The organism is Methylobacterium sp. JK268, assembly GCF_054052225.1.
This window is the reverse complement of record NZ_JBSVZN010000003.1, coordinates 1-19,617: the sequence shown is the minus strand read 5'-3', so window position 1 is coordinate 19,617 and position 19,617 is coordinate 1. Positions and strand designations below refer to the sequence as shown.

Sequence of the window (19,617 nt, the reverse complement as noted above, 5' to 3'; positions counted from 1 at the left end):
GGCATGGGACGCCCCTACGCGACCTATGCGGGCAGACGCCTCGTCCAGGGCGTGGCGGTCATCCTGCTCGCCTACCTGTTCACCTTCGTGGTCGTCAGCGTCCTGCCCGGCGACCCGATCACCACCGTGCTGCGCGATCCCCAGAACGGGTTCACCGAGGAGCAGATCCGGGCGATCGTCGCCGCCCAGGGCCTGGATCAGCCGCTCCCGGTCCAGCTCTGGAGATCGCTGTCCCACTTCGTCGTCGGCGATTTCGGCCTGTCGATGCGGTCCACCCGGCCCGTCGCGACCCTGATCGCCGAGGTGCTGCCCTCGACGCTGGTGCTGGCCTCCGGCGGCCTCGCGGTGGCGCTGCTGCTGGCCGCCGCGATCGCCTGCGGAACCCAGATCCTGCCGCTTCGGTACGGCCAAGGCGCCCTGCGGACCCTGCCGTCGCTGTTCCTCTCGGTCCCGAACTTCGTGATCGGGCTCGTCCTGATCCACGTCTTCGGGTTCCAGCTCGGCCTGTTCCGGGTGATCGAGCCGGACGGAGCCTGGGCGACCGCCTTCGCGGCGGTGGCGCTCGGCATCCCGATCTCGGCGCAGATCGCCGAGGTGCTCATCGCCAACCTCGACGGGGAGGCGGGTCAGGACTACGCCACCGTCGCGCGCAGCCGCGGCCTCGGCCCGGTGCGGCTCCTCGTCCGGCACCTCCTCAAGCCGTCCGCGCTCCCGGTCGTCACCGTCATCGCGCTCGCGGTCGGCGAGGTGCTGGGCGGCTCGCTGATCACCGAGACGGTGTTCGGACGCACGGGCATCGGGAGCCTCGTGCAGCGCTCGGCGGCGGCGCAGGACCTGCCCGTCCTGCAGGCGGTCGTCTCGCTGGCGGCGCTGGTCTTCGTGGTCGTCAACCTGTTCGCCGACCTCGTCTCCCCCCTGCTCGACCCGCGCCTGCCGGCGGCCGGCGGCGTCGGGACCCGGCCCGTCGCCAGCGAGCCCGCGCTGCGGACGGTGGCACGATGAGCGTCGCGTCCCTCTCCCCGGCCCGGTCCGCAGGAGCCGCCCACCCGGCCCTCCTCCGGCTGCCCCCGACCGTCGCCCTGTCCCTCGCCGTCGTCGCGCTGGTGATCGGCTGGTCGCTCGCGCCGGGCCTGTTCACGGGCCAGGACCCCGTCAACGGCGTGCCGGCCCAGAAGCTTCTGGGCCCGAGTGCGGCGCACTGGTTCGGCACCGATCACCTCGGTCGCGACCTCTACACCCGCGTGGTCTACGGGGCGGCCTCGTCGGTGACGAGCGCGCTCATCGCCGTCGTCATGAGCGTCGTGATCGGCGGCCTGATCGGACTCCTTGCCGGATTCCTGGGCGGCTGGACCGACGTCGTGCTCGCGCGCTTCGTCGATATCCTCCTGGCCATCCCGCGATTCCTCCTCGCCGTCATCGTCGTCACGGCGCTCGGCTTCGACACCACGAACACCGCCCTGGCGACCGGACTCTCGGCGGTGGCGGTGTTCGCCCGGGTGATGCGGGCGGAGGTCATCAAGACCTGCCGGGCGACCTTCGTCGAGGCGGCGTTCCTCCAGGGCGGATCGCGCTGGTCCATCCTGATGCAGCACGTGCTGCCGAACGCCTCCCGCTCGGTGCTGGCGCTGGCGGTCCTGCAATTCGGGCTGTCGATCCTGGTGATCGCCAGCCTCGCCTTCCTCGGATACGGCGACCCGCCGCCCGCCTCCGACTGGGGCCTGCTGATCGCGACCGGCAGGGACTACCTGCGATGGCCGTGGCTGGTCTACGCCCCGGCCCTCGTCACGATCGCGACCGTCCTCTCCGTCAACAGGATCAGCCGATGGCTGCGCAAGACCGCCTGACCGCGACGGCCCTGCATGCCGTGCCGTCCCGGGCGCCGTCGACGGACGCCCTGCTGCGCGTCGACGGCCTCTCGGTCTCCTACGGGCCGCACGAGGTCGTCCGCGGGGTCGGGTTCACCCTCGACCGCGGCGCGAGCCTCGCCCTGATCGGGGAATCCGGCTCGGGCAAGTCGAGCATCGCCCGCGCGGTGCTGCGGCTCCTCCCGGACGGCGCCCGCGCCGCGGGGCGGGTCGCGTTCGACGGGCGCGAGGTGCTGGGCCTCCCCGAGCGCCGGTTCCGGCCGCTGCGCGGGCGCGCGATCGGCTTCGTTCCCCAGGACCCCGGCACCGCGCTCAACCCCGTCCGCACGATCGGCGCCCAGGCCGAGGAGGCAGCCGCCCTCCTGGACGAACCCGACCGGCGGCGGCGTCGGCAGCGCATCCTGGACACCTTCGCCGAGGTCGGGCTCGACGATCCCCGGCGCGTCTGCGACTCCTACCCCCACCATCTGTCCGGCGGCATGCTGCAGCGCGTGCTGATCGGGCTGGCGATCCTCCCGCAGCCGGCGCTTCTGGTCGCGGACGAGCCGACCTCCGCACTCGACGTCACGATCCAGAAGCGGATCCTCGACCTGCTCTCGCGGCTGCGGCGGGAGCGCGGCATCGGCCTGCTCCTGATCACCCACGATCTCGCGATCGCCACCGAGCGCGCCGACGCGCTGGTGGTGCTCAAGGACGGCACCATCCAGGAGGCGGGCGCGACGGCGGCGGTCTTCGCCGCGCCGCGATCGGCCTACGCGCGCAAGCTACAGGCCGACGTGCCCGTCCTCAACCCCGACCGCTACGCCGCCCTGCGCGGGGTGGGCGCGCGCCGCCTCGCGGAGAGCGCGGCGCCCGAGAGCGCGGCGCCCAAGATCGCGGTCGACGGCGTGTCCAAGACCTTCACGGTCGACGGCAGGGCGGTGGCCGCCGTGGACGGCCTGTCCTTCACCGTCCCGGCCGGCACCACCCACGCCTTGGTGGGCGAGTCCGGCTCGGGCAAGACGACGACGATCCGGCTGCTGCTCGGGCTCGAGCAGCCCGATGCGGGCGAGATCCTGGTCGCCGGCGAGCGGGTGGACGGGCGCTCGCACGAGGCCCTGCGCGTCCTGCGCCGCCACCTCCAGCTCGTCTACCAGAACCCCTTCACCTCCCTCGACCCGACCTGGACGATCGAGCGGCTGGTGCGCGAGCCCCTGGACCGCTTCGGGATCGGAACCCGCGGGGAGCGGACAGAGCGGGTGCGCGCGGCGCTCGCCGATGTCGGGCTCGGCGCACCCCTGCTCTCCCGCCGCCCGGACGCCCTCTCGGGCGGTCAGCGCCAGCGCGTCGCCATTGCCCGGGCGCTGGTCCTCCGGCCGGACGTGATCCTGCTCGACGAGCCGACCTCGGCGCTCGACGTCGGCGTGCAGGCCGAGATCGTCGAGGTGCTGCTCTCCCTGCAGGCGCAGTTGGGGCTGACCTACGTCTTCGTCTCCCACGACCTCGCCCTGGTGCGCCAACTGGCGCACACGGTCTCGGTCATGCACCGCGGGCGCATCGTCGAGCACGGGACCGTCTCCGCCATCTTCGACGCCCCACGGCACGCCTACACCGCGTCGCTGCTGGACTCGCTCCCCGCGGGGTTCGCCCGCGTGCCGCAGCCGGTCGGCCCCGTGGCGCGGATCGCCTGAGCCGCTTCCGTCGGCCCGAAACCGGCGCCGAGGCCGGCCGCCAGGGCGGCGCGCCGCGTGATCGTCAGGTGCTGCTCCGTCGCCGGCCGGGCTCAGTCGCCCCGGTCTCCGACCGAGCGAGACCTGCGGCAACAGCAATCACCCGCTCACGGGTTCCGGCGAGGCGGCCGCCGCGCCGGAACCCGTCATTGCGCCGCGGCAGCCCCCGCGGGCGGCCCGTCCTTGCCCCGCCAGCGGTTGATCCGGATCAGCCCGTGGCGGATCACCACGTAGAAGACCGGCGTCAGGAACAGGCCGAACACCGTGGCGCCGAGCATGCCGAACAGCACGGCGGTGCCGAGCGCCTGGCGCATCTCGGCGCCGGGGCCGGTGGCGATGGCGAGCGGCACCACGCCGAGGATGAAGGCGAAGGCCGTCATCAGGATCGGGCGCAGGCGCAGGCGGCACGCCTCGACCGCGGCGGCGACCGGGCCGCGATGCTCGCTCTCCTCGATCTGGTGGGCGAACTCGACGATCAGGATCGCGTTCTTGGCCGCCAGACCGATCAGCACGATGAGGCCGATCTGGGTCAGGATGTTGTTGTCCTGCGCCCTCAGCTGCACGCCCGCGAAGGCCGCCAGCACCCCGGTCGGCACCACGAGCAGGATCGCGAGCGGCAGCGCCCAGGATTCGTACTGCGCGGCGAGCACCAGGAAGACCAGCAGCACGCCGAGCGCGAAGACGTAGATCGCCGTGTTGCCGACCGCCTTCTGCTGGTAGGCGATCTCGGTCCACTCGAAGCTCATGCCCTCCGGCAGCACCTTCTTGGCGAGCGCCTCCATGGCGTTGAGCGCCTGGCCCGTGGACACGCCGGGCCGCGTGTCGCCCTGCACCGGGATCGAGTAGAACAGGTTGTAGCGCTGCACGATCTGCGGCCCCGCGATGTCGCGGATCCCGGCGAGCGAGCCCATCGGCACCAGGGCGCCTGTGGAGGAGCGCACCTTGAGCTGGGCGATGTCGGTTTTCTCCAGGCGGAACTTGGCGTCGGCCTGGGCGCGGACCTGGTAGATGCGGCCAAAGGTGTTGAAATCGTTGACGTAGGCGCCGCCGAGATTGACCTGGAGCGTCGAGAACACGTTGGCGAGCGGCACGTTCAGCATCCGCGCCTTGGTGCGATCGATGTCGAGGTAGATCTGCGGCGTGTCGTTCCCGAAGGTGGTGAAGACGCGGGTCAGGTTGGGGTCCTGGTTGGCCTGGGCGATCAGGTCGCCCGAGGCCTGGAGCAGGCTCGCGATGTCCGATCCCGTCCGGTTCTGGACCTGCATCTTGTAGCCGCCCGCGTTGCCGAGGCCGCGCACGGGCGGGGGCGGGATGGCGATGATGCGCGCCTCCGTGATCGAGGCGGTCTTTCCGAAGACGTCGCCCAGGATCGCGCCCGCGTTGCGCCCGCGCGCCAGCCGCTCCTGGAACGGCTTGAGCGTCAGGAACATCACGGCGCCGTTGGTGGTGTTGGTGAAGGTCGCGCCGTCGAAGCCGGAGATCACCACCGCGTTGGCGACGCCGTCGATGGTGAGCGCGCGCTTCGCCGCCTCCGTGACCACGGCGGTGCTGCGCTCGAGCGCCGATCCCGGCGGGAGCTGCACGACCACGATCAGGTAACCCTGGTCCTGGAGCGGGATGAAGCCGGTCGGGGTGGTCTGGGCGAGGTGGAGCGTGCCCGCGATCACGCCCCCGTAGAGGACGAGCATGACGAGGAGCGGGACCGTGCGCCCGGTGAGGAAGCGGATCGTCGCGGCGTAGCCGTTCGCCGTCGCGTCGAAGCCGCGGTTGAAGGTGTTGGCCGCGAAGGCCCCGAGCCGCGCCAGGACGAAGCGCGGCCGCGCGTGGGCGTGGTGGGGCTTGAGCAGGAGCTTGCAGAGCGCCGGCGACAGCGTCAGCGAGTTGAACATCGAGATGATGGTCGAGGCCGCGATCGTCAGCGCGAACTGCCGGTAGAACTGGCCCGAGATGCCCGGGATGAAGGCCGTCGGGATGAACACCGCCGAGAGCACCAGCGCGATGGCGACGACGGCGCCGCCGACCTCATCCATGGTCTTGTGGGCGGCCTCGCCGGGCGTGAGCCCGTCCGCGATGTTGCGCTCCACGTTCTCCACCACCACGATCGCGTCGTCGACCACGATGCCGATGGCGAGCACCAGCCCGAACAGGGTGAGGTTGTTGAGCGAGAAGCCGAGCAGCGCCATCACCGCGAAGGTGCCGACGAGCGACACCGGGATCGCGATGATCGGCACGAGCGCCGTGCGCCAGCTCTGCAGGAAGACGAGGATCACGACCACCACGAGGACCACCGCCTCGCCGAGGGTCTTGTAGACCTCGTGCACCGATTCCGCGATGAACTCCGTCGGGTTGTAGGCGATGCGGTACTCCAGGCCCGGCGGAAAGTTCTTGGCCAGGTCCTTCATCAGGCTCTGCACCTGCTCGGCCGCTTCGAGCGCGTTGGTACCGGGCCGCTGGAAGACGCCGACGCCGATCGCCGGCTGGCCGTTCAGGAAGGACTGGGTGACGTAGTCCTTCTGGCCCATCTCGACGCGGCCGATATCCGAGACGCGGACGAGGCGGCCCTCGGACGCCTTGACGATGACCTTGCGGAACTCGTTCGGATCCTGGAACCGGCCCTGCGTCTGCACCACGAGCTGGAACGCCTGCTCGGTGGGCGCGGGCGGCGCGCCGAGCGCGCCCGAGGCGACCTGGACGTTCTGCTCCTGCAGGGCGTTGACCACGTCGGTGGCCGAGAGCTGGTAGGCCGCGAGCTTGTTCGGGTCGAGCCACAGGCGCAGCGCGTACTCGCTGCCGCCGAACACCGTGATGTCGCCGACGCCGTTCAGGCGCAGCATCTGGTCGCGGATGTTCAGGTAGATGTAGTTGGCGATGTAGTTCTGGTCGTAGGTGTTGTCGGGCGACAGCAGGTGCACGACCATCATCAGGTCGGGCGAGGACTTGCGGACCGTGACGCCGAGGTTGCGCACGTCGGGCGGCAGCCGCGGCGTCGCCACCGAGAGCCGGTTCTGGACCAGCACGTTGGCGATGTCGAGGTTGGTGCCGAGCGCGAAGGTGACGGTCAGCTGCATGTTGCCGTCGTTGGTCGACAGCGACGACATGTAGAGCATGTTGTCGACGCCGTTGATCTCCTGCTCGATCGGCGTCGCGATGGTGGCGGCCACGGTCTCGGCGTTGGCGCCCGGGTAGGAGGCGCGCACCACCACGGTCGGCGGCACGATCTCGGGATACTGTGAGACCGGCAGCGAGGCGTATGAGACGTAGCCGATGATCAGGATGACGATCGACGTCACCGAGGCGAAGATCGGCCGGTCGACGAAGAAGTGGGCAAACCGCATCGGAGACCTCCGGCCCTGAACCCGCCCGGGGGGCGGCCGGCCGCTGTGTCGTGAGGGGTGAGCGCCGCGCGCGCCTCTCGGGCGCGCCGCGCCCTCAGGTCCGGGTCGGGGGCAGGTCCTTGCGGTCCGGCGTCACCTTGGCGCCCGAGCGCACGCGGGTGAGCCCGCTGACCACGATCGACTCGTCCCCCTTCAGGCCGTCGCGGACGATCCGGTAGCCGTCGATCTTCGGGCCGAGCCGGACGTTGCGGGTCGAAACGGTGTTGTCGTCGCCGACCACGTAGACGATGCGCTTGTCCTGGTTGGCCGCCACCGCCTCGTCGGGGATCAGGATGCCCTTGTAGGGCTGCGAGGCCGGCATGCTGACGATCCCGAACAGGCCGGGCTTGATGAAATTGTCCGGGTTCTCGACGGTGGCGCGCAGCAGCACGGTGCCGGTCGATTCGTCGACGCGGTTGTCGACGAAGTTGAGCTGGCCCTTGCGGGTCGGCTTGTCCTCGCCGGTGAGCGCCACCAGGATCGGCACCGTGTGCTCCTTCTGGGTGGCGCCCATGCCGATCTTGAGCGTGCCCTGGTAGGTCAGGAAGCTGCGCTCGTCGACCGTGAAGGAGAAGTAGATCGGGTCGAGCGAGACGATGTTGGTGAGCAGCGTCTGGTCGGTGATGACGATGTTGCCCTCTGTGACGTTGCGCTGCGAGATCCGGCCGGTGATCGGCGAGCGCACCTCGGTGAAGTCGTAGTTGAGCTGCGCCTGGCGCAGGGCCGCCGTGGCGTTGTCGACGTCGGCTTGCGCGGTGAGCGAGGCCTGCCGGCGCTGATCGGTGACCTGCTCGGAGATGTTGCCCGAGCGGCTGAGCGTGGTGGCCCGCTCCAGGTCGGTCTGGGCGAAGTTCAGCCGGGCCTGGGCCGAGGCGAGGGAGGCCTGGGCTTGGTCGAGGGCCGCCTTGTAGGGCCGCCGGTCGATGGTGAAGAGCAGGTCGCCCTTCTTGACCACGGCGCCGTCCTGGAAGTGGATCTTCTCGAGGTAGCCGGTGACGCGGGCGCGCACGTCGACGTTCTCCACCGCGTTGAAGCGGCCCGTGTAGTCGTCGCGCTCGACCACGTCCTTCACCACGGGCTTGGCCACCACCACGGTTGGCGGCGGCCCGCCCGGGGCCTGGGCGAGCGCCGGCCCGGCCGCCGCCGTGAGGAGCATCGAGACCATCGCTGACAGCCAGCGCCTGCGCATACGCACTCTCCCGTGCCTCGGGGGTTTCGCCACCGGCCGCATCCCGGATCCCGCCCTCGGAGCCGCGCCGGATCGGGCCGCTGCGGGAACCGCCGCCCGAGACGCGGGCGCGGCCCTCCCGGGACCCTCGCGGTTGAGACAGTTCCGGGCCACCGGCCCGGAGACCACTTTCCTACTCGATCGCCTCGCCGGCGCCGAGCCAATCCTTGAAGCCGCCCGCGTAGTGCTCCGTGAGCGGGACGCCCTGGCTCTGCGCGTAGGCGAGCGCACGGGCCGAGCGCACCCCCGCCGCACAGGACAGCACCGGCCGGCGCCCATCAGCCGCGATCAGCGCCTGCAGGGCGTCGAGGTCGAAGGCCGAGAGCGGGTGCGAGACCGACCCCGGAATGTGGCCCCGCGCGAACTCGTCCGGCTCACGCACGTCGACGAGCAGCACCGTCCCCTCGGCCAAGCCGCGCTTCACCGCCTCGCGATCCCAGTCCACGATCGTCATGCCGTCCACCTGAACCGCGGGGCGCGGGCGATGTGGCCCGATCCGCGTATCCGGACCCGTGCCCGATCCGTGCGACCGGGTCATGATCCGGGTCTATGATCCTGACCGAGAAGGGTGACGCGCCGGTCCGCGCCCGTTGCCGCGCGTCGCCTCGGGCGGATCCCGCCGCCCGGGATCCGCTGACGATTGGGATTAATCATCAGCGCTTAAGCTGGCAAGACCGGCCATGTGCGGCATCGCACCGACGCGGGCTCGCGCGGCCGGCTCGCGGATGTCGGCACCGCCGCCCTTTTCGCCACCGAGCGGGCTCCGCTGCGTCGGAAAATGCTCGAGAGCAGGATCCGATCGCGCCGCCATCGGCTCCTGCTCTCGATCTTTGTCTTTGCCGCATTTTCTTCGACGAACCGGGAGCCACTTCGTCGGAAAATGCTCTAAGGGCCGGCACCGCTCGCCCTCGGCCCGGATGCGCATGACCGACCGTCCCCTCGCCCTCGACCTCACCCGCCTGATCACGCGCCTCGCCCACGCGCATCCGACCGGCATCGACCGGGTCGACCTCGCCTATGCGCGCCACGTCCTCGCGCGGCCCGGCCCTGTGCACGGGCTGGTCTCGACGCCCCTCGGGCCACGGGTGCTCGGGCGGGACGAGACCGCCGCCATCGCGTCGGCCGCGGCCGCGGCCTGGGCCGAGGACGGGGTCGCCGAGGCAGACCCGGCCTATCGCGCCCTCGCGGCACGGCTGGGGGCGGGCGCCGTCGCGGCCGCGGCGCCCTTCTCCCCTGCGCCCGACCGGCGCCGGGTGCAGGCCGCGATCCGCCTTCGCCTCGCGCGGGCGCCCGGCATTGCGGCGCTGCCGCCCGGCACCCTCTATCTCCACACCTCGCACCTGCGCCTCGACCGGCCCGGCCGCTTCGACTGGCTCTACGACCGGCGCGACGTGCGGCCGGTCTTCTTCGTCCATGACCTGATCCCGATCGACTTCCCGGAATACGGCCGCGCCGGCGAGGCCGAGCGCCACGCCGTGCGGATGCGGACCGTCTCCCGCCACGCCGCCGCCGTGGTGGTCAACTCCGCGGATGTGGGGGCGCGGTTCAGCGCCTACCTGGCGGGCCGGCACCTGCGGGTGCCGCCGGTGACGGTTGGTCCGCTGGGCGGCGAGCCCGCCTTCTCCGACCGCAGCGGCGCCGCGCTCGTGCCGGACCGCCCGACCTTCCTCGCCTGCGGGACCATCGAGCCGCGCAAGAACTACATCGGGCTCCTGACCCTGTGGCGCGACCTCGACGCGCGGCTCGGCCCGCGGACGCCGCGCCTCGTCATCGCCGGGCGGCGGGGCTGGGAGAGCGAGAACCTGATCGACCTCCTCGACCGTTGCCCGGCCGTGCGCCGCCACGTGGTCGAGGTCGCGGGGCTCTCGACCGCCGGCCTCGTGCGCCTGATGCGCGGCGCGACCGCCCTGCTGATGCCCTCCTTCGCGGAGGGCTACGGCCTGCCGCTGATCGAGGCCGCCGCCGCCGGCCTGCCGGTCGTGGCCTCGGACCTTCCCGTGCACCGGGAGGTAGCGGGCACCTTCGCGGAATTCCTCCACCCGCTCGACGGACTGGGCTGGGGCCGAGCCGTGGAGGCACTCGCCGCACCGGGCTCTCCGGAGCGCCGGGCGCTCGCGGCGCGCCTGGACGGCTACGTGCCGCCGAGCTGGGAGGCCCATTTCGCGCGGGTCGATCCGCTGCTCGACGGCCTGGCGTGAGCGGCGCCGGGCCAGTCGCGCAGAGGCGAATCGTCCCCGGGATCCCGATACGCACCGACGCGGCCCCGCGGCGGGCCCGACGGCGTCGCCGGCCGCGCTCCTCGCGCCTGACCGGAACGGCGATTCGACAGTCGAGACAACAATCTATCAGTCTTCCCACTGACTGAACATCCTTCTAGACTTGTTCAGCACGAGGAGATCACGCCTCGATGCGGGGAGGACATCATCATGCGACTTCGCGCGGCGATCATTCTCGTTGCCCTGACGGGCATGACATCGGCGGGCCCGACCCTTGCCCAGCCGTCGCCCGCTCCGGCCGGAGCGCCGCAGCAAGCGATCCCGCCCTACGGACCGCCGCTGAACCTCGAGACGGCGAGGAAGGTCGCGGAGGGTGCGGAAACGGAGGCCAGGAAGAACGGCTGGCCGGTCGCCATCGCGATCGTGGACAGCACGGGCCACCTCGTGCTGTTCGAGAAGCTCGACAACACGCAGTACGGCAGCATCGAGGTCGCCACGCAGAAAGCCGTGACGTCGATCAACTATCGGCGTCCGGGGAAAGGCTTCCAGGACGCCCTGGCCGGGGGCGGCGTGGCCCTGCGCATCCTCACCCTTCCCGGGGTGAGCGCCTACGAGGGCGGCTACCCCCTGGAGGTCGACGGCAAGCTCGTCGGTGCGATTGGCGTGTCGGGGGTCCTGCCGTCCCAGGATGATCAGGTGGCGAGAGCCGGGGCCGCGGTGCTGGCGGGGCGCTAGAGCAGCATCCGATCGCGTTGCAATCGGATGCTGCTCTAGGTCTCTGATTTTTACGCATTTTCTACGACGAACCAGCATCCACTTCGTCGGAAAATGCTCTAGCGCGACGGGCCGAAAGCGGGGCGATCGCCGTACCGGCCCCGATCCCGGACGGAGCGCGGTGCGGTCGTGGTTGCGCCGGGACGGGTTGACGAAGGCCGCGCTCTCTCCTTACGTCAGACCATGCGCGCACGCCCGCCGGGATGGTCGATCGGCCGCGCGGCCATCGCCGTGGCCGCGCTCTACGCGCTGTGCCTGCAGATCATGATCGGCGGCCTCGCGCCGCCGACGCGCGTCGGGACGGCACCCGCGCTGCTCTGCGGGCACCAGGACGGCGCCGGCGCGCCCGACGCCGCCCTGCCCTGTCCGCATCCGTGCTGCGCGGCCGGACAGGCGACGCCCTTCGCCGTCCCGGCGTCGCTCGCCTACGAGACGATCGCCTGGACCCTCGCCGCCCCGCCCCGCCCCGGACGGCGCGGCCGCGACGAACCCGGCCCTCGCCCACCACCCCGTCGCGCCGTGAGCCCGCGAGGTCCCCCGCAGGCCTGATCGATCCGCCCCGTCGATCTCCTGCCACCGGATCTCCCAGCCATGCCGTCCTCCCTCCCCTCGACCGCCGCCGCGCGCCGCACCGGCGACGCCCTGTATCGCGCTGTCTGGCGCTGGCACTTCTACGCGGGCCTCGTCTGCCTGCCCGTCCTGTTCAGTCTCGCCCTGACGGGGTCGCTCTACCTGTTCAAGGACGAGATCAACCGCTCGGTCTTCGCGGCCCGGACGCTGGTCGCGCCGCGGGAGGGCCCGACGCTCTCGCCCGAGCGCCTGGTCTTCATCGCCTCGGAGGCCGTGCCCGACGCGGTGCCGGAGGCCTATACCAGCCCCGAGGCTCCGGACCGGTCGGCCCTGGTGGTGATGGCCGGCCCCGCGGCCAAGACCCACGTCTACCTCGATCCCTACGACGGCAGGGTGCTCGACCGGGTCAACCGCGACGCGGAGGCGATGCGGGTGGTGCGCGGGCTGCACAGCCTCGCCTCTCTCGGCCCGGGGCCGAACGCGCTCGTGGAGATCGTGGCCGGCTTCGCCCTGATCCTGGTCGTCACCGGGACCTATCTCTGGTGGCCGCGCGGCCGTCGGGGCGGCGTTGTGTCGGTGCGCGGCCGGCCGCGCCAGCGGCTGTGGTGGCGCGACCTGCACGCGGTAACGGGCTTCGTGGCGGGCGGCGGCCTGTTCTTCCTCGCCCTCACGGGCCTGCCCTGGTCGATCGTCTGGGGGGACCAGTTGCGCGCGATCGCGAACCAGGCGGGCCTCAACCTGCCGACCGGGATGTGGAAGGACCTGCCGGTCTCCCGGGTGCCCCTCGGCGAGGTACTCGATTCCGCGGGCTGGGCCCTCGAAGCCGCCCCTCTGCCGCGCTCGCGCGACCGCGGCCCGGCGCCGATCGGCATCGACCGGGCCGTCGCGATCCTCGGCCAGCACGGCATGCCGGCGGGCTACGAACTGGCGCTTCCCCGCGGCGCGGCCGGAGTCTACGCCGCCACGATCTACCCGCGCGATCCCGCCCGCCAGCGCATGATCTCCCTCGACCAGTATAGCGGCCGGGTGCTGCTCGACGTGCGCTTCTCCGACATCGGCCTCGTCGGGCAGGCCATCCAGTACGCCATCGTGCTGCACAAGGGCGAGTACGGGGGCCGGATCAACCAGTTCGCCATGCTGGCCTTCTGCCTCGCCACGATGCTGCTCGCGGTGACGGGCGCTGCGGCGTGGTGGAAGCGCCGCCCGGCCGGGCGGCTCGGCATCCCGCCCTGGCCGGAGGACCGACGGGCCGTCGCCACGGTCACCGGGATCGTGGCGGGGTTCGGCCTCGCCTTCCCGCTGACCGGGCTCGCGATCCTGGCCATGCTGGCCCTCGACCTCGCCGGCCAGGCGATCGGACGCGCCAGGCGGCGGGCGGTCCCGGCCTGAGGCGGCAGGACGCGGCCCGGACTTTGGCATCCCGCCGCCGGGCCGCTAAACGTTGCGGTTTCTCTGCCGGACCGCTGCCATGCCCGAGACCTCCTACCCGCGCGACCTGATCGGCTACGGCCGCACGCCGCCCCACGCCGACTGGCCGAACGGCGCCCGCCTCGCCGTGCAATTCGTGATCAACTACGAGGAGGGCGGCGAGAACTGCCTCCTGCACGGGGACCGCGCCTCCGAGGCCTTCCTGTCGGAGATCGTCGGCGCCGCGCCCTGGCTGGGCCAGCGCCACATGAACATGGAGTCGATCTACGAGTACGGCTCTCGGGTGGGCTTCTGGCGGCTGTGGCGGCTCTTCACCGAGCGGCGGATGCCGGTGACGGTCTACGGGGTCGCCACCGCAATGGCCCGCAACCCCGAGGCGGTCGCGGCCATGAAGGAGGCGGGCTGGGAGATCGCCTCGCACGGGCTCAAGTGGATCGACTACAAGGACTTCGCCGCCGAGGAGGAGCGCGCCCATCTCGGCGAGGCGATCCGGATCCACCAGGAGGTCACCGGCGAGCGGCCCCTCGGCTTCTATCTCGGCCGCACCTCCGAGCACACCCTCCGCCTCGTCATGGAGGAGGGCGGCTTCCTCTACAGCGCCGATTCCTACGCGGACGAGCTGCCGTACTGGGTGGACGGTCCGAAGGGCAAGCAGCTTGTCGTGCCCTACACCCTCGACGCCAACGACATGCGCTTCGCCACCGCGCAGGGCTTCAACAGCGGAGACCAGTTCTTCGCCTACCTGAAGGATACGTTCGACCTGCTCTACGCCGAGGGGGAGCGGGCGCCGAGGATGATGTCGGTGGGCCTCCACTGCCGCCTGGTCGGGCGGCCGGGCCGGGCGGCGGCGCTGGCGCGCTTCCTCGACTACGTGGCGGGGCATGGCGACGTCTGGGTGGCGACGCGGCTCGACATCGCGCGGCACTGGATCCGTCGCCACGCCCCCCGCGACCTCAAGCCCAGCACGATGAGCCCGGCCCTGTTCCGGGAGCGCTTCGGCGACGTGTTCGAGCACTCGCCCTGGGTGGCGGAGCGGGTCCTGGCGCAGGGGCTCGGGCCGGCGCAGGACGATGCCGATGGGCTCCATGCCGCCATGGTCGCGGCGATGCGAGGCGCCGATCCGGAGCGGCTGACCGCCCTCATCCGCAGCCACCCCGACCTCGGGGAGCGGGTCGGGACGCTGACCCCCGATTCGGCGGCCGAGCAGGCGAGCGCCGGCCTCGACGCCCTCTCGGAGGAGGACCGCGCCCGCTTCCTCGACCTCAACGCCCGCTACCGGGAGCGCTTCGGCTTCCCCTTCGTGATGGCGGCGCGGGACCGGCGGCCCGACGAGATCCTGTCGGCCCTGGAGACCCGCCTGGAGAACGATCCCGAGACCGAGCGGGAGGCGGCGCTCGCCGAGATCGAGACGATCGCGCGGCTGCGCCTCGGCCAGCGGCTGCCGTCGCGGCCCGACCTCTTCGCGACGACCGGGTGAGGCCGGGCGACTTCGCATCGGGCCGCGGCCGTTCTACAAGGCTCCGCAAGCTGGAGGGGAGAGGAACGCCGTGAAACTGTATGGCAGCAGCGTGTCGCCGTTCGTGCGCAAGGTGCTGGTCGGGCTGTTCGAGAAGGGCCTCGATTTCGAGCACATTCCGGTCGGGTTCCACGACCCGGACCAGGATTTCCAGGCGTCGAGCCCGCTCGGCAAGATCCCGGCGCTCTGCGACGGCGACTTCCGCCTCGCCGATTCGACGGCGATCCTGCACTACCTCGACGCCGCGCACCCGGCGACGCCGCTGCTGCCGGCCGATCCGCGGGCCCGGGGGCGCGCGATCTGGTTCGACAAGTTCGGCGACACGGAGCTGATGGGCCCGCTCCTGCGGCCCTTCATCCACCGGGTGCTGCGGCCGAAGGTGCTGAAGCTCCCGGGCGACGAGGCGGTAGCCCGCAAGGCGATCGACGAGGAGCAGCCGAAGCTGTTCGGCTATCTCGAGACGCAGATCGACGGGCCCTACCTGGTCGGCGGCGCGTTCAGCGTCGCGGACATCACCGTGGCGACTGGGTTCGTGAACCTGCGCATGGCCGGCGAGGAGGTCGATGCGGGCCGCTTCCCGAAGCTCGCCGGCTGGCTCGCCGGAATCCTGGAGCGGGAGTCGTTCCGGGCGGCGCAGGCGGCGCGCAAGCGCTGAGGCGGAGAGTTCGTCGATCCGCGACTGGGATTTCGATCCGCAGCCTCGCGGGCCGGCACCACTCACGCGCACGCCATCGGCCGCATCATGGGCGAGATGGCGGTGCGCCGCGGGGGGTTCGGCGTGATGGGGGCGGACACGGCTGGGTGAACCCCGGACGCGTTCGTCCACGACACCCTCCCCTTTTCCGGACGACTGAAGCGGCAGCGGAAGGAGATCCGGAAACCAGATGATGAAGTGCCGCGAAGCGGCTCCGGATGCCAGCACCGTTGCAGGCATAAGGACGCTGCGCGTCTTCTTGTGCTGGTTTCCGGGTCGCATTCCGCTGACGCTGCATGCGCCCGGAAAAGAGGGTTAGGAGACGAGGCTTGACCCATCCTCATGGGACGCAGCGGCCGACTCGCTCTTTCGCGCGGCTCAGCCGAGCAGATCATCGAGCGTCAGGTTCAGCGCCCCTGCGATCGCGCGGTCGATCTCGACGGTCCCGTCACGCTTCCCGGCCTCGACCTGCGACAGGGTGGCTTGCGACAGGCCGGCCAGTTCGGCGAGCGCGGCGACGCTGAGGCCCCGGTGCTCCCGCCAGACACGGATCCGGCTCTCGCCCGAAAGCAGGCGGCCGACGACCTCGTCCGGGATCACCTCCTCCTCACCGGCGGCGAGCCTGCGGCGGAACTCGGCGATCGCCGCGCGGTCCGCGGTGTCCTCGGCCGCCTCGACGAGTGCCCGGTCCTCGGCCTCGGACAGAACCACGACCGTCTCACCGGACGGCGTTGTGATGACCTGCGTCCTCATGGGTCGGTCCCCATACCGTCGCCGATCTGGATCTCACCCTCGGGGCGCTGCCGCGGGCCGCTCTCCCGCGACGATCAGGACGGCATGCGCTCCGGCGACGCGACGGTAGCAGGGGCGCACCCGCCTCACCGCGCGCGGGCGCTCCGGCGGTAGAACCCGTCCACTTGCGACTGCGCCTCGGCCCTGTCGCGGTCGTTGGCGGTGGCCAGGGCCTGCTCCTGCAGGGTGACGATCCACTGGTCCTTCGGGCCCTCGGCGGCGTCGCGGGCCAGCGTCAGCCAGGCGAGGCCGCGGGCGCGCTGCACCGGCACCCCTTGCCCGTTCATCAGCATCTGGCCGAGCAGGGCCTGCGCGGCCGGGTGGCCCTTCTCGGCCGCGAGGTTGAACCAGCGCGCCGCCTGCCGCGTATCCTGGGCGACGCCCGTTCCGTCGAGGTAGAGCCGGGCGAGGTTGTACTGCGCGTTCGGATCCCCGTAGTACGAGGCCGCGTAGTTGAACATCTCGTAGGCGCGCTCGACGTTCGGCTGAACGTAGGAGTCCTTGATCCCTTCCAGGAAGTAGCGGCCGATCGCCGTGAAGGCGCTCGCCACCACGGTGGCATTGGCCGAATCCGGGCCCTCGTCGGCGTTCTCGTCGGCGATCTTCGAGAAGAACTCGAACGCCTTCAGGTCGTCGTGCGGGACGCCGTCGCCCTCCGCGTACATCCGGCCGAGCTTCCAGAGCGCCAGTGCGTGGCCCTGGCCGGCCGCGTATTCGAGGGCGCGCGCCGCCCCCTCCTTGTCGCCCGCATTGTAGTCGCGCACGCCCGAGCGCACCGCCTCGCGGGCGCTGCGGTAGCCGCCGGCCGGGACCGGCAGGCGCGCGGTCGCGTCGAGCGCCGCGGCCGGGCCGCCGCTCGCCAGCGCGGCGGCGACCAGGGCCGCCGCCAGGATCCTGCGGCCGCCGGACCCGAGTCCGTCGTGGCGGCCGTCCTCAAACATCCGCATAGGCGAGCGTCTCCTGGGCCCCGCCCGGATGAGTCACGGCGCCGGTCACCGCCGGGCCGACGGTCTGCGCGTATTTCCAGAGGTAGCCGGAGGTCGCCTCGTTGGTGCGGGGCGCCCAGGCCTTGCGGCGCTCGGCCAGTTCCTCGTCCGAGAGGTCGACGCTGAGCGTGCCCTGGATCGCGTCGAGGCGGACCATGTCCCCGTCCTTGAGGAGCCCGATTGGGCCGCCCACCGCCGCCTCCGGCCCGACATGGCCGACGCAGAAGCCGCGGGTGGCGCCCGAGAAGCGCCCGTCGGTGATCAGCGCGACCTTGTCCCCCATCCCCTGCCCGTAGAGGGCCGCGGTGGTCGCCAGCATCTCGCGCATGCCGGGGCCGCCCTTCGGACCTTCGTAGCGGATCACCAGGACGTCGCCCTCCTGGTAGCGGCGGTTGGTGACGGCGTCGAAGCAGGCCTCCTCGGTGTCGAAGACCCGGGCCGGGCCGGCGAAGACCTGCTTCTCCGGCGGCATGCCGGCGACCTTCACGATCGCGCCCTCGGGAGCCAGGTTGCCCTTGAGCCCGACGACGCCGCCGGTCGGGGTGATCGGCGTGTTGGCCGGACGGACCACGTCCTGCTGGTCGTTCCAGGCCACCTTGGCGAGGTTCTCCGCGATGGTGCGGCCCGTCACGGTCAGGCAGTCCCCGTGCAGGAAGCCGTGGTCGAGGAGGGTCTTCATCAGGAGCGGGATGCCGCCGACCTCGAACAGGTCCTTGGCGACGTAGCGCCCGCCCGGCTTCAGGTCGGCCACGTAGGGCGTGCGCCGGAAGATCTCCGCCACGTCGAAGAGGTCGAAGCTGATCCCGGCCTCGTGGGCGATCGCCGGCAGGTGCAGGGCCGCGTTGGTCGAGCCGCCCGAGGCCGCCACCACGGTGGCGGCGTTCTCGAGGGCGCGACGGGTGACGATGTCGCGCGGGCGGATGTTCTTGGCGAGCAGGTCCATCACCATCTCGCCCGCCGCCGCGCAGAACTTGTCGCGGATCTCGTAGGGCGCCGGCGCGCCGGCCGAGTAGGGCAGCGCGAGGCCGATCGCCTCGGAGACCGTCGCCATGGTGTTGGCGGTGAACTGCGCGCCGCAGGCGCCCGCCGACGGGCAGGCGACCTGCTCCAATTCGTCGAGGTCGTCGTCGGTCATGGCGCCGACCGAGTGCTTGCCCACCGCCTCGAACAGGTCCTGGACGGTGACCGGGCGGCCCCGGAAGGTGCCGGGCAGGATCGAGCCGCCGTAGATGAAGATCGACGGCACGTTGAGGCGCACCATGGCCATCATCATGCCGGGCAGGGACTTGTCGCAGCCGGCGAGGCCCACGAGGGCGTCGTAGGCGTGGCCGCGCATGGTCAGCTCGACGGAATCGGCGATGACCTCCCGGGAGGGCAGCGAGGCGCGCATGCCCCGGTGGCCCATGGCGATGCCGTCCGTGACCGTGATGGTGCAGAACTCGCGCGGCGTGCCGGCGGCGGCGGCGACGCCCTTCTTCACCGCCTGCGCCTGCCGCATCAGCGAGATGTTGCAGGGGGCGGCCTCGTTCCAGCACGAGGCGACGCCCACGAGCGGCTGGTGGATCTGCTCGCGGGTGAGACCCATCGCGTAGAGGTACGAGCGGTGCGGCGCCCGGGCCGGCCCCTCGGTGACGTGGCGGCTGGGGAGCTTCGACTTGTCGATGGTGTGACGCGCGTCCATGGCCTGTCCCGTACTCTGTTCCTCGCCGGATCGGTCGGTCTTTCCCGCTGCCTGATCCTCCCGCCATGCGTCCTTTTGGAGGCCGGACGACGGCGCTGAACGACACCCCCGAGGGAAACTCCGCCAGCGCCGCCTGCGATCCGCCGGTGTGCCCGGTTTGCCGCAGTAAATCGTTGTGGGGACAGCCGTTTAACGTGGCCGTTGAGGTGCCGCCGGTTTATGGCGGGAACGCGGCGGCAGAGGGGGCGGTTGAGGGCAAAGCTGGGATGCTTTCGGGGTGTTGCGACCTCGCCACAGCTAAGCTTGCGGGGCCGGGTCGCACGACCAGTCGAGGGGGCGGGATGGCGGTTCCGTGGGCGGCGCGCCCCGGGTGGTTTTCGACGCCGTGAGACGGGTCGGGCAGGGCCGGCTCCGACCCCGGGGTCGCGGGGACCGCGCATCGGTGGTCCGGGTGAATCCTCCCCCGCCTGCGCACGGCTGTGCAGACGAAGCGAGAGGGCCTTCTCCCGAAAGCGCTACTGTGTGCACACGCCGATCGAAAAACGGCCTCACGACAATCGCTTGTTCGAGCGTATGCCTCGGTGAGTCCGGGGCGGGGAACCCCTCTCCCGTGCGGGCTAACTCATTCACACTTCGCCGGATGAGGCGCGGGTTTCCCCTCTCCCCGCACGCGGGGAGAGGGCTGCGTCCCCCTTGTCGGGTCCGCAGCGAGCCCGAAGGGCGAGGGTGAGCGACTGTCTGGCGTGTCAAGTCTGGGCGGCGAGTTGGGCGCGGACATCACGGG

Annotated in this window: 16 protein-coding genes; 9 read left to right on the top strand and 7 right to left on the bottom strand. The window is 71.6% G+C overall.

Annotated elements, in window-relative coordinates:
* The first annotated feature begins 3 nt into the window (after positions 1–3).
* Genes ACW9J6_RS03960 through ACW9J6_RS03950 form a run of 3 tightly spaced genes read left to right on the top strand, consistent with a single transcriptional unit; the run spans position 4 to position 3,535 of the window.
* Positions 4–1,002: an ABC transporter permease gene (locus tag ACW9J6_RS03960; RefSeq protein ID WP_457115136.1), complete on the top strand. Its 999-nt coding sequence runs from the start codon at positions 4–6 to the stop codon at positions 1,000–1,002.
* The gene (locus ACW9J6_RS03955; protein ID WP_457115135.1) at positions 999–1,844 is read left to right on the top strand and encodes an ABC transporter permease; all 846 of its coding nucleotides are present in this window, start codon (positions 999–1,001) and stop codon (positions 1,842–1,844) included. Before ACW9J6_RS03960 ends, ACW9J6_RS03955 begins: the two co-directional genes overlap by 4 nt.
* Positions 1,823–3,535: a dipeptide ABC transporter ATP-binding protein gene (locus tag ACW9J6_RS03950; protein ID WP_457115134.1), complete on the top strand. Its 1,713-nt coding sequence runs from the start codon at positions 1,823–1,825 to the stop codon at positions 3,533–3,535. The genes ACW9J6_RS03955 and ACW9J6_RS03950 overlap by 22 nt, the downstream gene beginning before the upstream one ends.
* Before the next feature lie 185 nt (positions 3,536–3,720).
* Here the strand turns inward: ACW9J6_RS03950 and ACW9J6_RS03945 are convergent, their stop codons facing one another.
* The 4 genes from ACW9J6_RS03945 to ACW9J6_RS03930 all read right to left on the bottom strand — a co-directional run bounded on the left by ACW9J6_RS03945 (position 3,721) and on the right by ACW9J6_RS03930 (position 9,101).
* Positions 3,721–6,909, bottom strand: a complete 3,189-nt coding sequence (locus ACW9J6_RS03945) for an efflux RND transporter permease subunit (protein ID WP_457115133.1) — start codon at positions 6,907–6,909, stop codon at positions 3,721–3,723.
* 94 nt (positions 6,910–7,003) lie between these two features.
* A complete protein-coding gene (locus tag ACW9J6_RS03940; RefSeq protein WP_457115132.1) occupies positions 7,004–8,137 on the bottom strand; it encodes an efflux RND transporter periplasmic adaptor subunit in 1,134 nt (377 codons plus the stop codon).
* A 172-nt stretch (positions 8,138–8,309) separates the two neighbouring features.
* Complete coding sequence (locus tag ACW9J6_RS03935; RefSeq protein ID WP_457115131.1) at positions 8,310–8,630, bottom strand: rhodanese-like domain-containing protein; 321 nt, start codon at positions 8,628–8,630, stop codon at positions 8,310–8,312.
* Between the two features lie 192 nt (positions 8,631–8,822).
* Positions 8,823–9,101 carry a hypothetical protein gene (locus ACW9J6_RS03930; protein ID WP_457115130.1) on the bottom strand — a complete coding sequence of 93 codons (279 nt, stop codon included), beginning with the start codon at positions 9,099–9,101 and terminating at the stop codon, positions 8,823–8,825.
* Between ACW9J6_RS03930 and ACW9J6_RS03925 the strand changes: the two genes are divergently transcribed.
* From ACW9J6_RS03925 to ACW9J6_RS03900, 6 genes are all read left to right on the top strand, one after another.
* Entirely contained in the window at positions 9,100–10,374 is a 1,275-nt protein-coding gene (locus ACW9J6_RS03925) for a glycosyltransferase family 4 protein (RefSeq protein WP_457115129.1), read from the top strand. The two genes, ACW9J6_RS03930 and ACW9J6_RS03925, sit on opposite strands and share 2 nt — an antisense overlap.
* Positions 10,375–10,602: 228 nt before the next feature.
* Complete coding sequence (locus tag ACW9J6_RS03920) at positions 10,603–11,127, top strand: GlcG/HbpS family heme-binding protein (protein ID WP_457115128.1); 525 nt, start codon at positions 10,603–10,605, stop codon at positions 11,125–11,127.
* Between the two features lie 222 nt (positions 11,128–11,349).
* Positions 11,350–11,715, top strand: a complete 366-nt coding sequence (locus ACW9J6_RS03915) for a hypothetical protein (RefSeq protein WP_457115127.1) — start codon at positions 11,350–11,352, stop codon at positions 11,713–11,715.
* A 42-nt stretch (positions 11,716–11,757) separates the two neighbouring features.
* Positions 11,758–13,125, top strand: a complete 1,368-nt coding sequence (locus tag ACW9J6_RS03910; protein ID WP_457115126.1) for a PepSY-associated TM helix domain-containing protein — start codon at positions 11,758–11,760, stop codon at positions 13,123–13,125.
* A gap of 79 nt (positions 13,126–13,204) precedes the next feature.
* Positions 13,205–14,641, top strand: coding sequence for an allantoinase PuuE (gene puuE, locus ACW9J6_RS03905; RefSeq protein ID WP_457115125.1), 1,437 nt, complete (start codon positions 13,205–13,207; stop codon positions 14,639–14,641).
* A 70-nt stretch (positions 14,642–14,711) separates the two neighbouring features.
* Complete coding sequence (locus ACW9J6_RS03900; protein WP_457115124.1) at positions 14,712–15,335, top strand: glutathione S-transferase family protein; 624 nt, start codon at positions 14,712–14,714, stop codon at positions 15,333–15,335.
* Positions 15,336–15,752: 417 nt separating this feature from the next.
* Here the strand turns inward: ACW9J6_RS03900 and ACW9J6_RS03895 are convergent, their stop codons facing one another.
* From ACW9J6_RS03895 to ilvD, 3 genes are all read right to left on the bottom strand, one after another.
* The gene (locus ACW9J6_RS03895; RefSeq protein ID WP_457115123.1) at positions 15,753–16,127 is read right to left on the bottom strand and encodes a helix-turn-helix domain-containing protein; all 375 of its coding nucleotides are present in this window, start codon (positions 16,125–16,127) and stop codon (positions 15,753–15,755) included.
* 125 nt (positions 16,128–16,252) lie between these two features.
* Positions 16,253–17,113 (bottom strand): tetratricopeptide repeat protein, encoded by an 861-nt coding sequence (locus ACW9J6_RS03890; protein ID WP_457115122.1) that lies wholly within the window; start codon positions 17,111–17,113, stop codon positions 16,253–16,255.
* On the bottom strand, positions 17,100–18,833 hold the full coding sequence (gene ilvD / locus ACW9J6_RS03885; protein ID WP_457115121.1) for a dihydroxy-acid dehydratase: 1,734 nt from the start codon (positions 18,831–18,833) through the stop codon (positions 17,100–17,102). Before ilvD ends, ACW9J6_RS03890 begins: the two co-directional genes overlap by 14 nt.
* Between the last annotated feature and the right edge of the window lie 784 nt (positions 18,834–19,617).

Bases quoted from the DNA above. Each gene is read 5' to 3' on its own strand.
- ACW9J6_RS03930 (WP_457115130.1), bottom strand. From the start codon at position 9,101: ATGCGCATCCGGGCCGAGGGCGAGCGGTGCCGGCCCTTAGAGCATTTT.
- ACW9J6_RS03890 (WP_457115122.1), bottom strand. From the start codon at position 17,113: ATGCGGATGTTTGAGGACGGCCGCCACGACGGACTCGGGTCCGGCGGC.
- ACW9J6_RS03950 (WP_457115134.1), top strand. From the start codon at position 1,823: ATGGCTGCGCAAGACCGCCTGACCGCGACGGCCCTGCATGCCGTGCCG.
- ACW9J6_RS03960 (WP_457115136.1), top strand. From the start codon at position 4: ATGGGACGCCCCTACGCGACCTATGCGGGCAGACGCCTCGTCCAGGGC.
- ACW9J6_RS03925 (WP_457115129.1), top strand. From the start codon at position 9,100: ATGACCGACCGTCCCCTCGCCCTCGACCTCACCCGCCTGATCACGCGC.
- puuE (WP_457115125.1), top strand. From the start codon at position 13,205: ATGCCCGAGACCTCCTACCCGCGCGACCTGATCGGCTACGGCCGCACG.
- ACW9J6_RS03935 (WP_457115131.1), bottom strand. From the start codon at position 8,630: ATGACGATCGTGGACTGGGATCGCGAGGCGGTGAAGCGCGGCTTGGCC.
- ACW9J6_RS03940 (WP_457115132.1), bottom strand. From the start codon at position 8,137: ATGCGCAGGCGCTGGCTGTCAGCGATGGTCTCGATGCTCCTCACGGCG.
- ACW9J6_RS03955 (WP_457115135.1), top strand. From the start codon at position 999: ATGAGCGTCGCGTCCCTCTCCCCGGCCCGGTCCGCAGGAGCCGCCCAC.
- ACW9J6_RS03920 (WP_457115128.1), top strand. From the start codon at position 10,603: ATGCGACTTCGCGCGGCGATCATTCTCGTTGCCCTGACGGGCATGACA.
- ACW9J6_RS03915 (WP_457115127.1), top strand. From the start codon at position 11,350: ATGCGCGCACGCCCGCCGGGATGGTCGATCGGCCGCGCGGCCATCGCC.
- ACW9J6_RS03895 (WP_457115123.1), bottom strand. From the start codon at position 16,127: ATGAGGACGCAGGTCATCACAACGCCGTCCGGTGAGACGGTCGTGGTT.
- ACW9J6_RS03910 (WP_457115126.1), top strand. From the start codon at position 11,758: ATGCCGTCCTCCCTCCCCTCGACCGCCGCCGCGCGCCGCACCGGCGAC.
- ACW9J6_RS03945 (WP_457115133.1), bottom strand. From the start codon at position 6,909: ATGCGGTTTGCCCACTTCTTCGTCGACCGGCCGATCTTCGCCTCGGTG.
- ilvD (WP_457115121.1), bottom strand. From the start codon at position 18,833: ATGGACGCGCGTCACACCATCGACAAGTCGAAGCTCCCCAGCCGCCAC.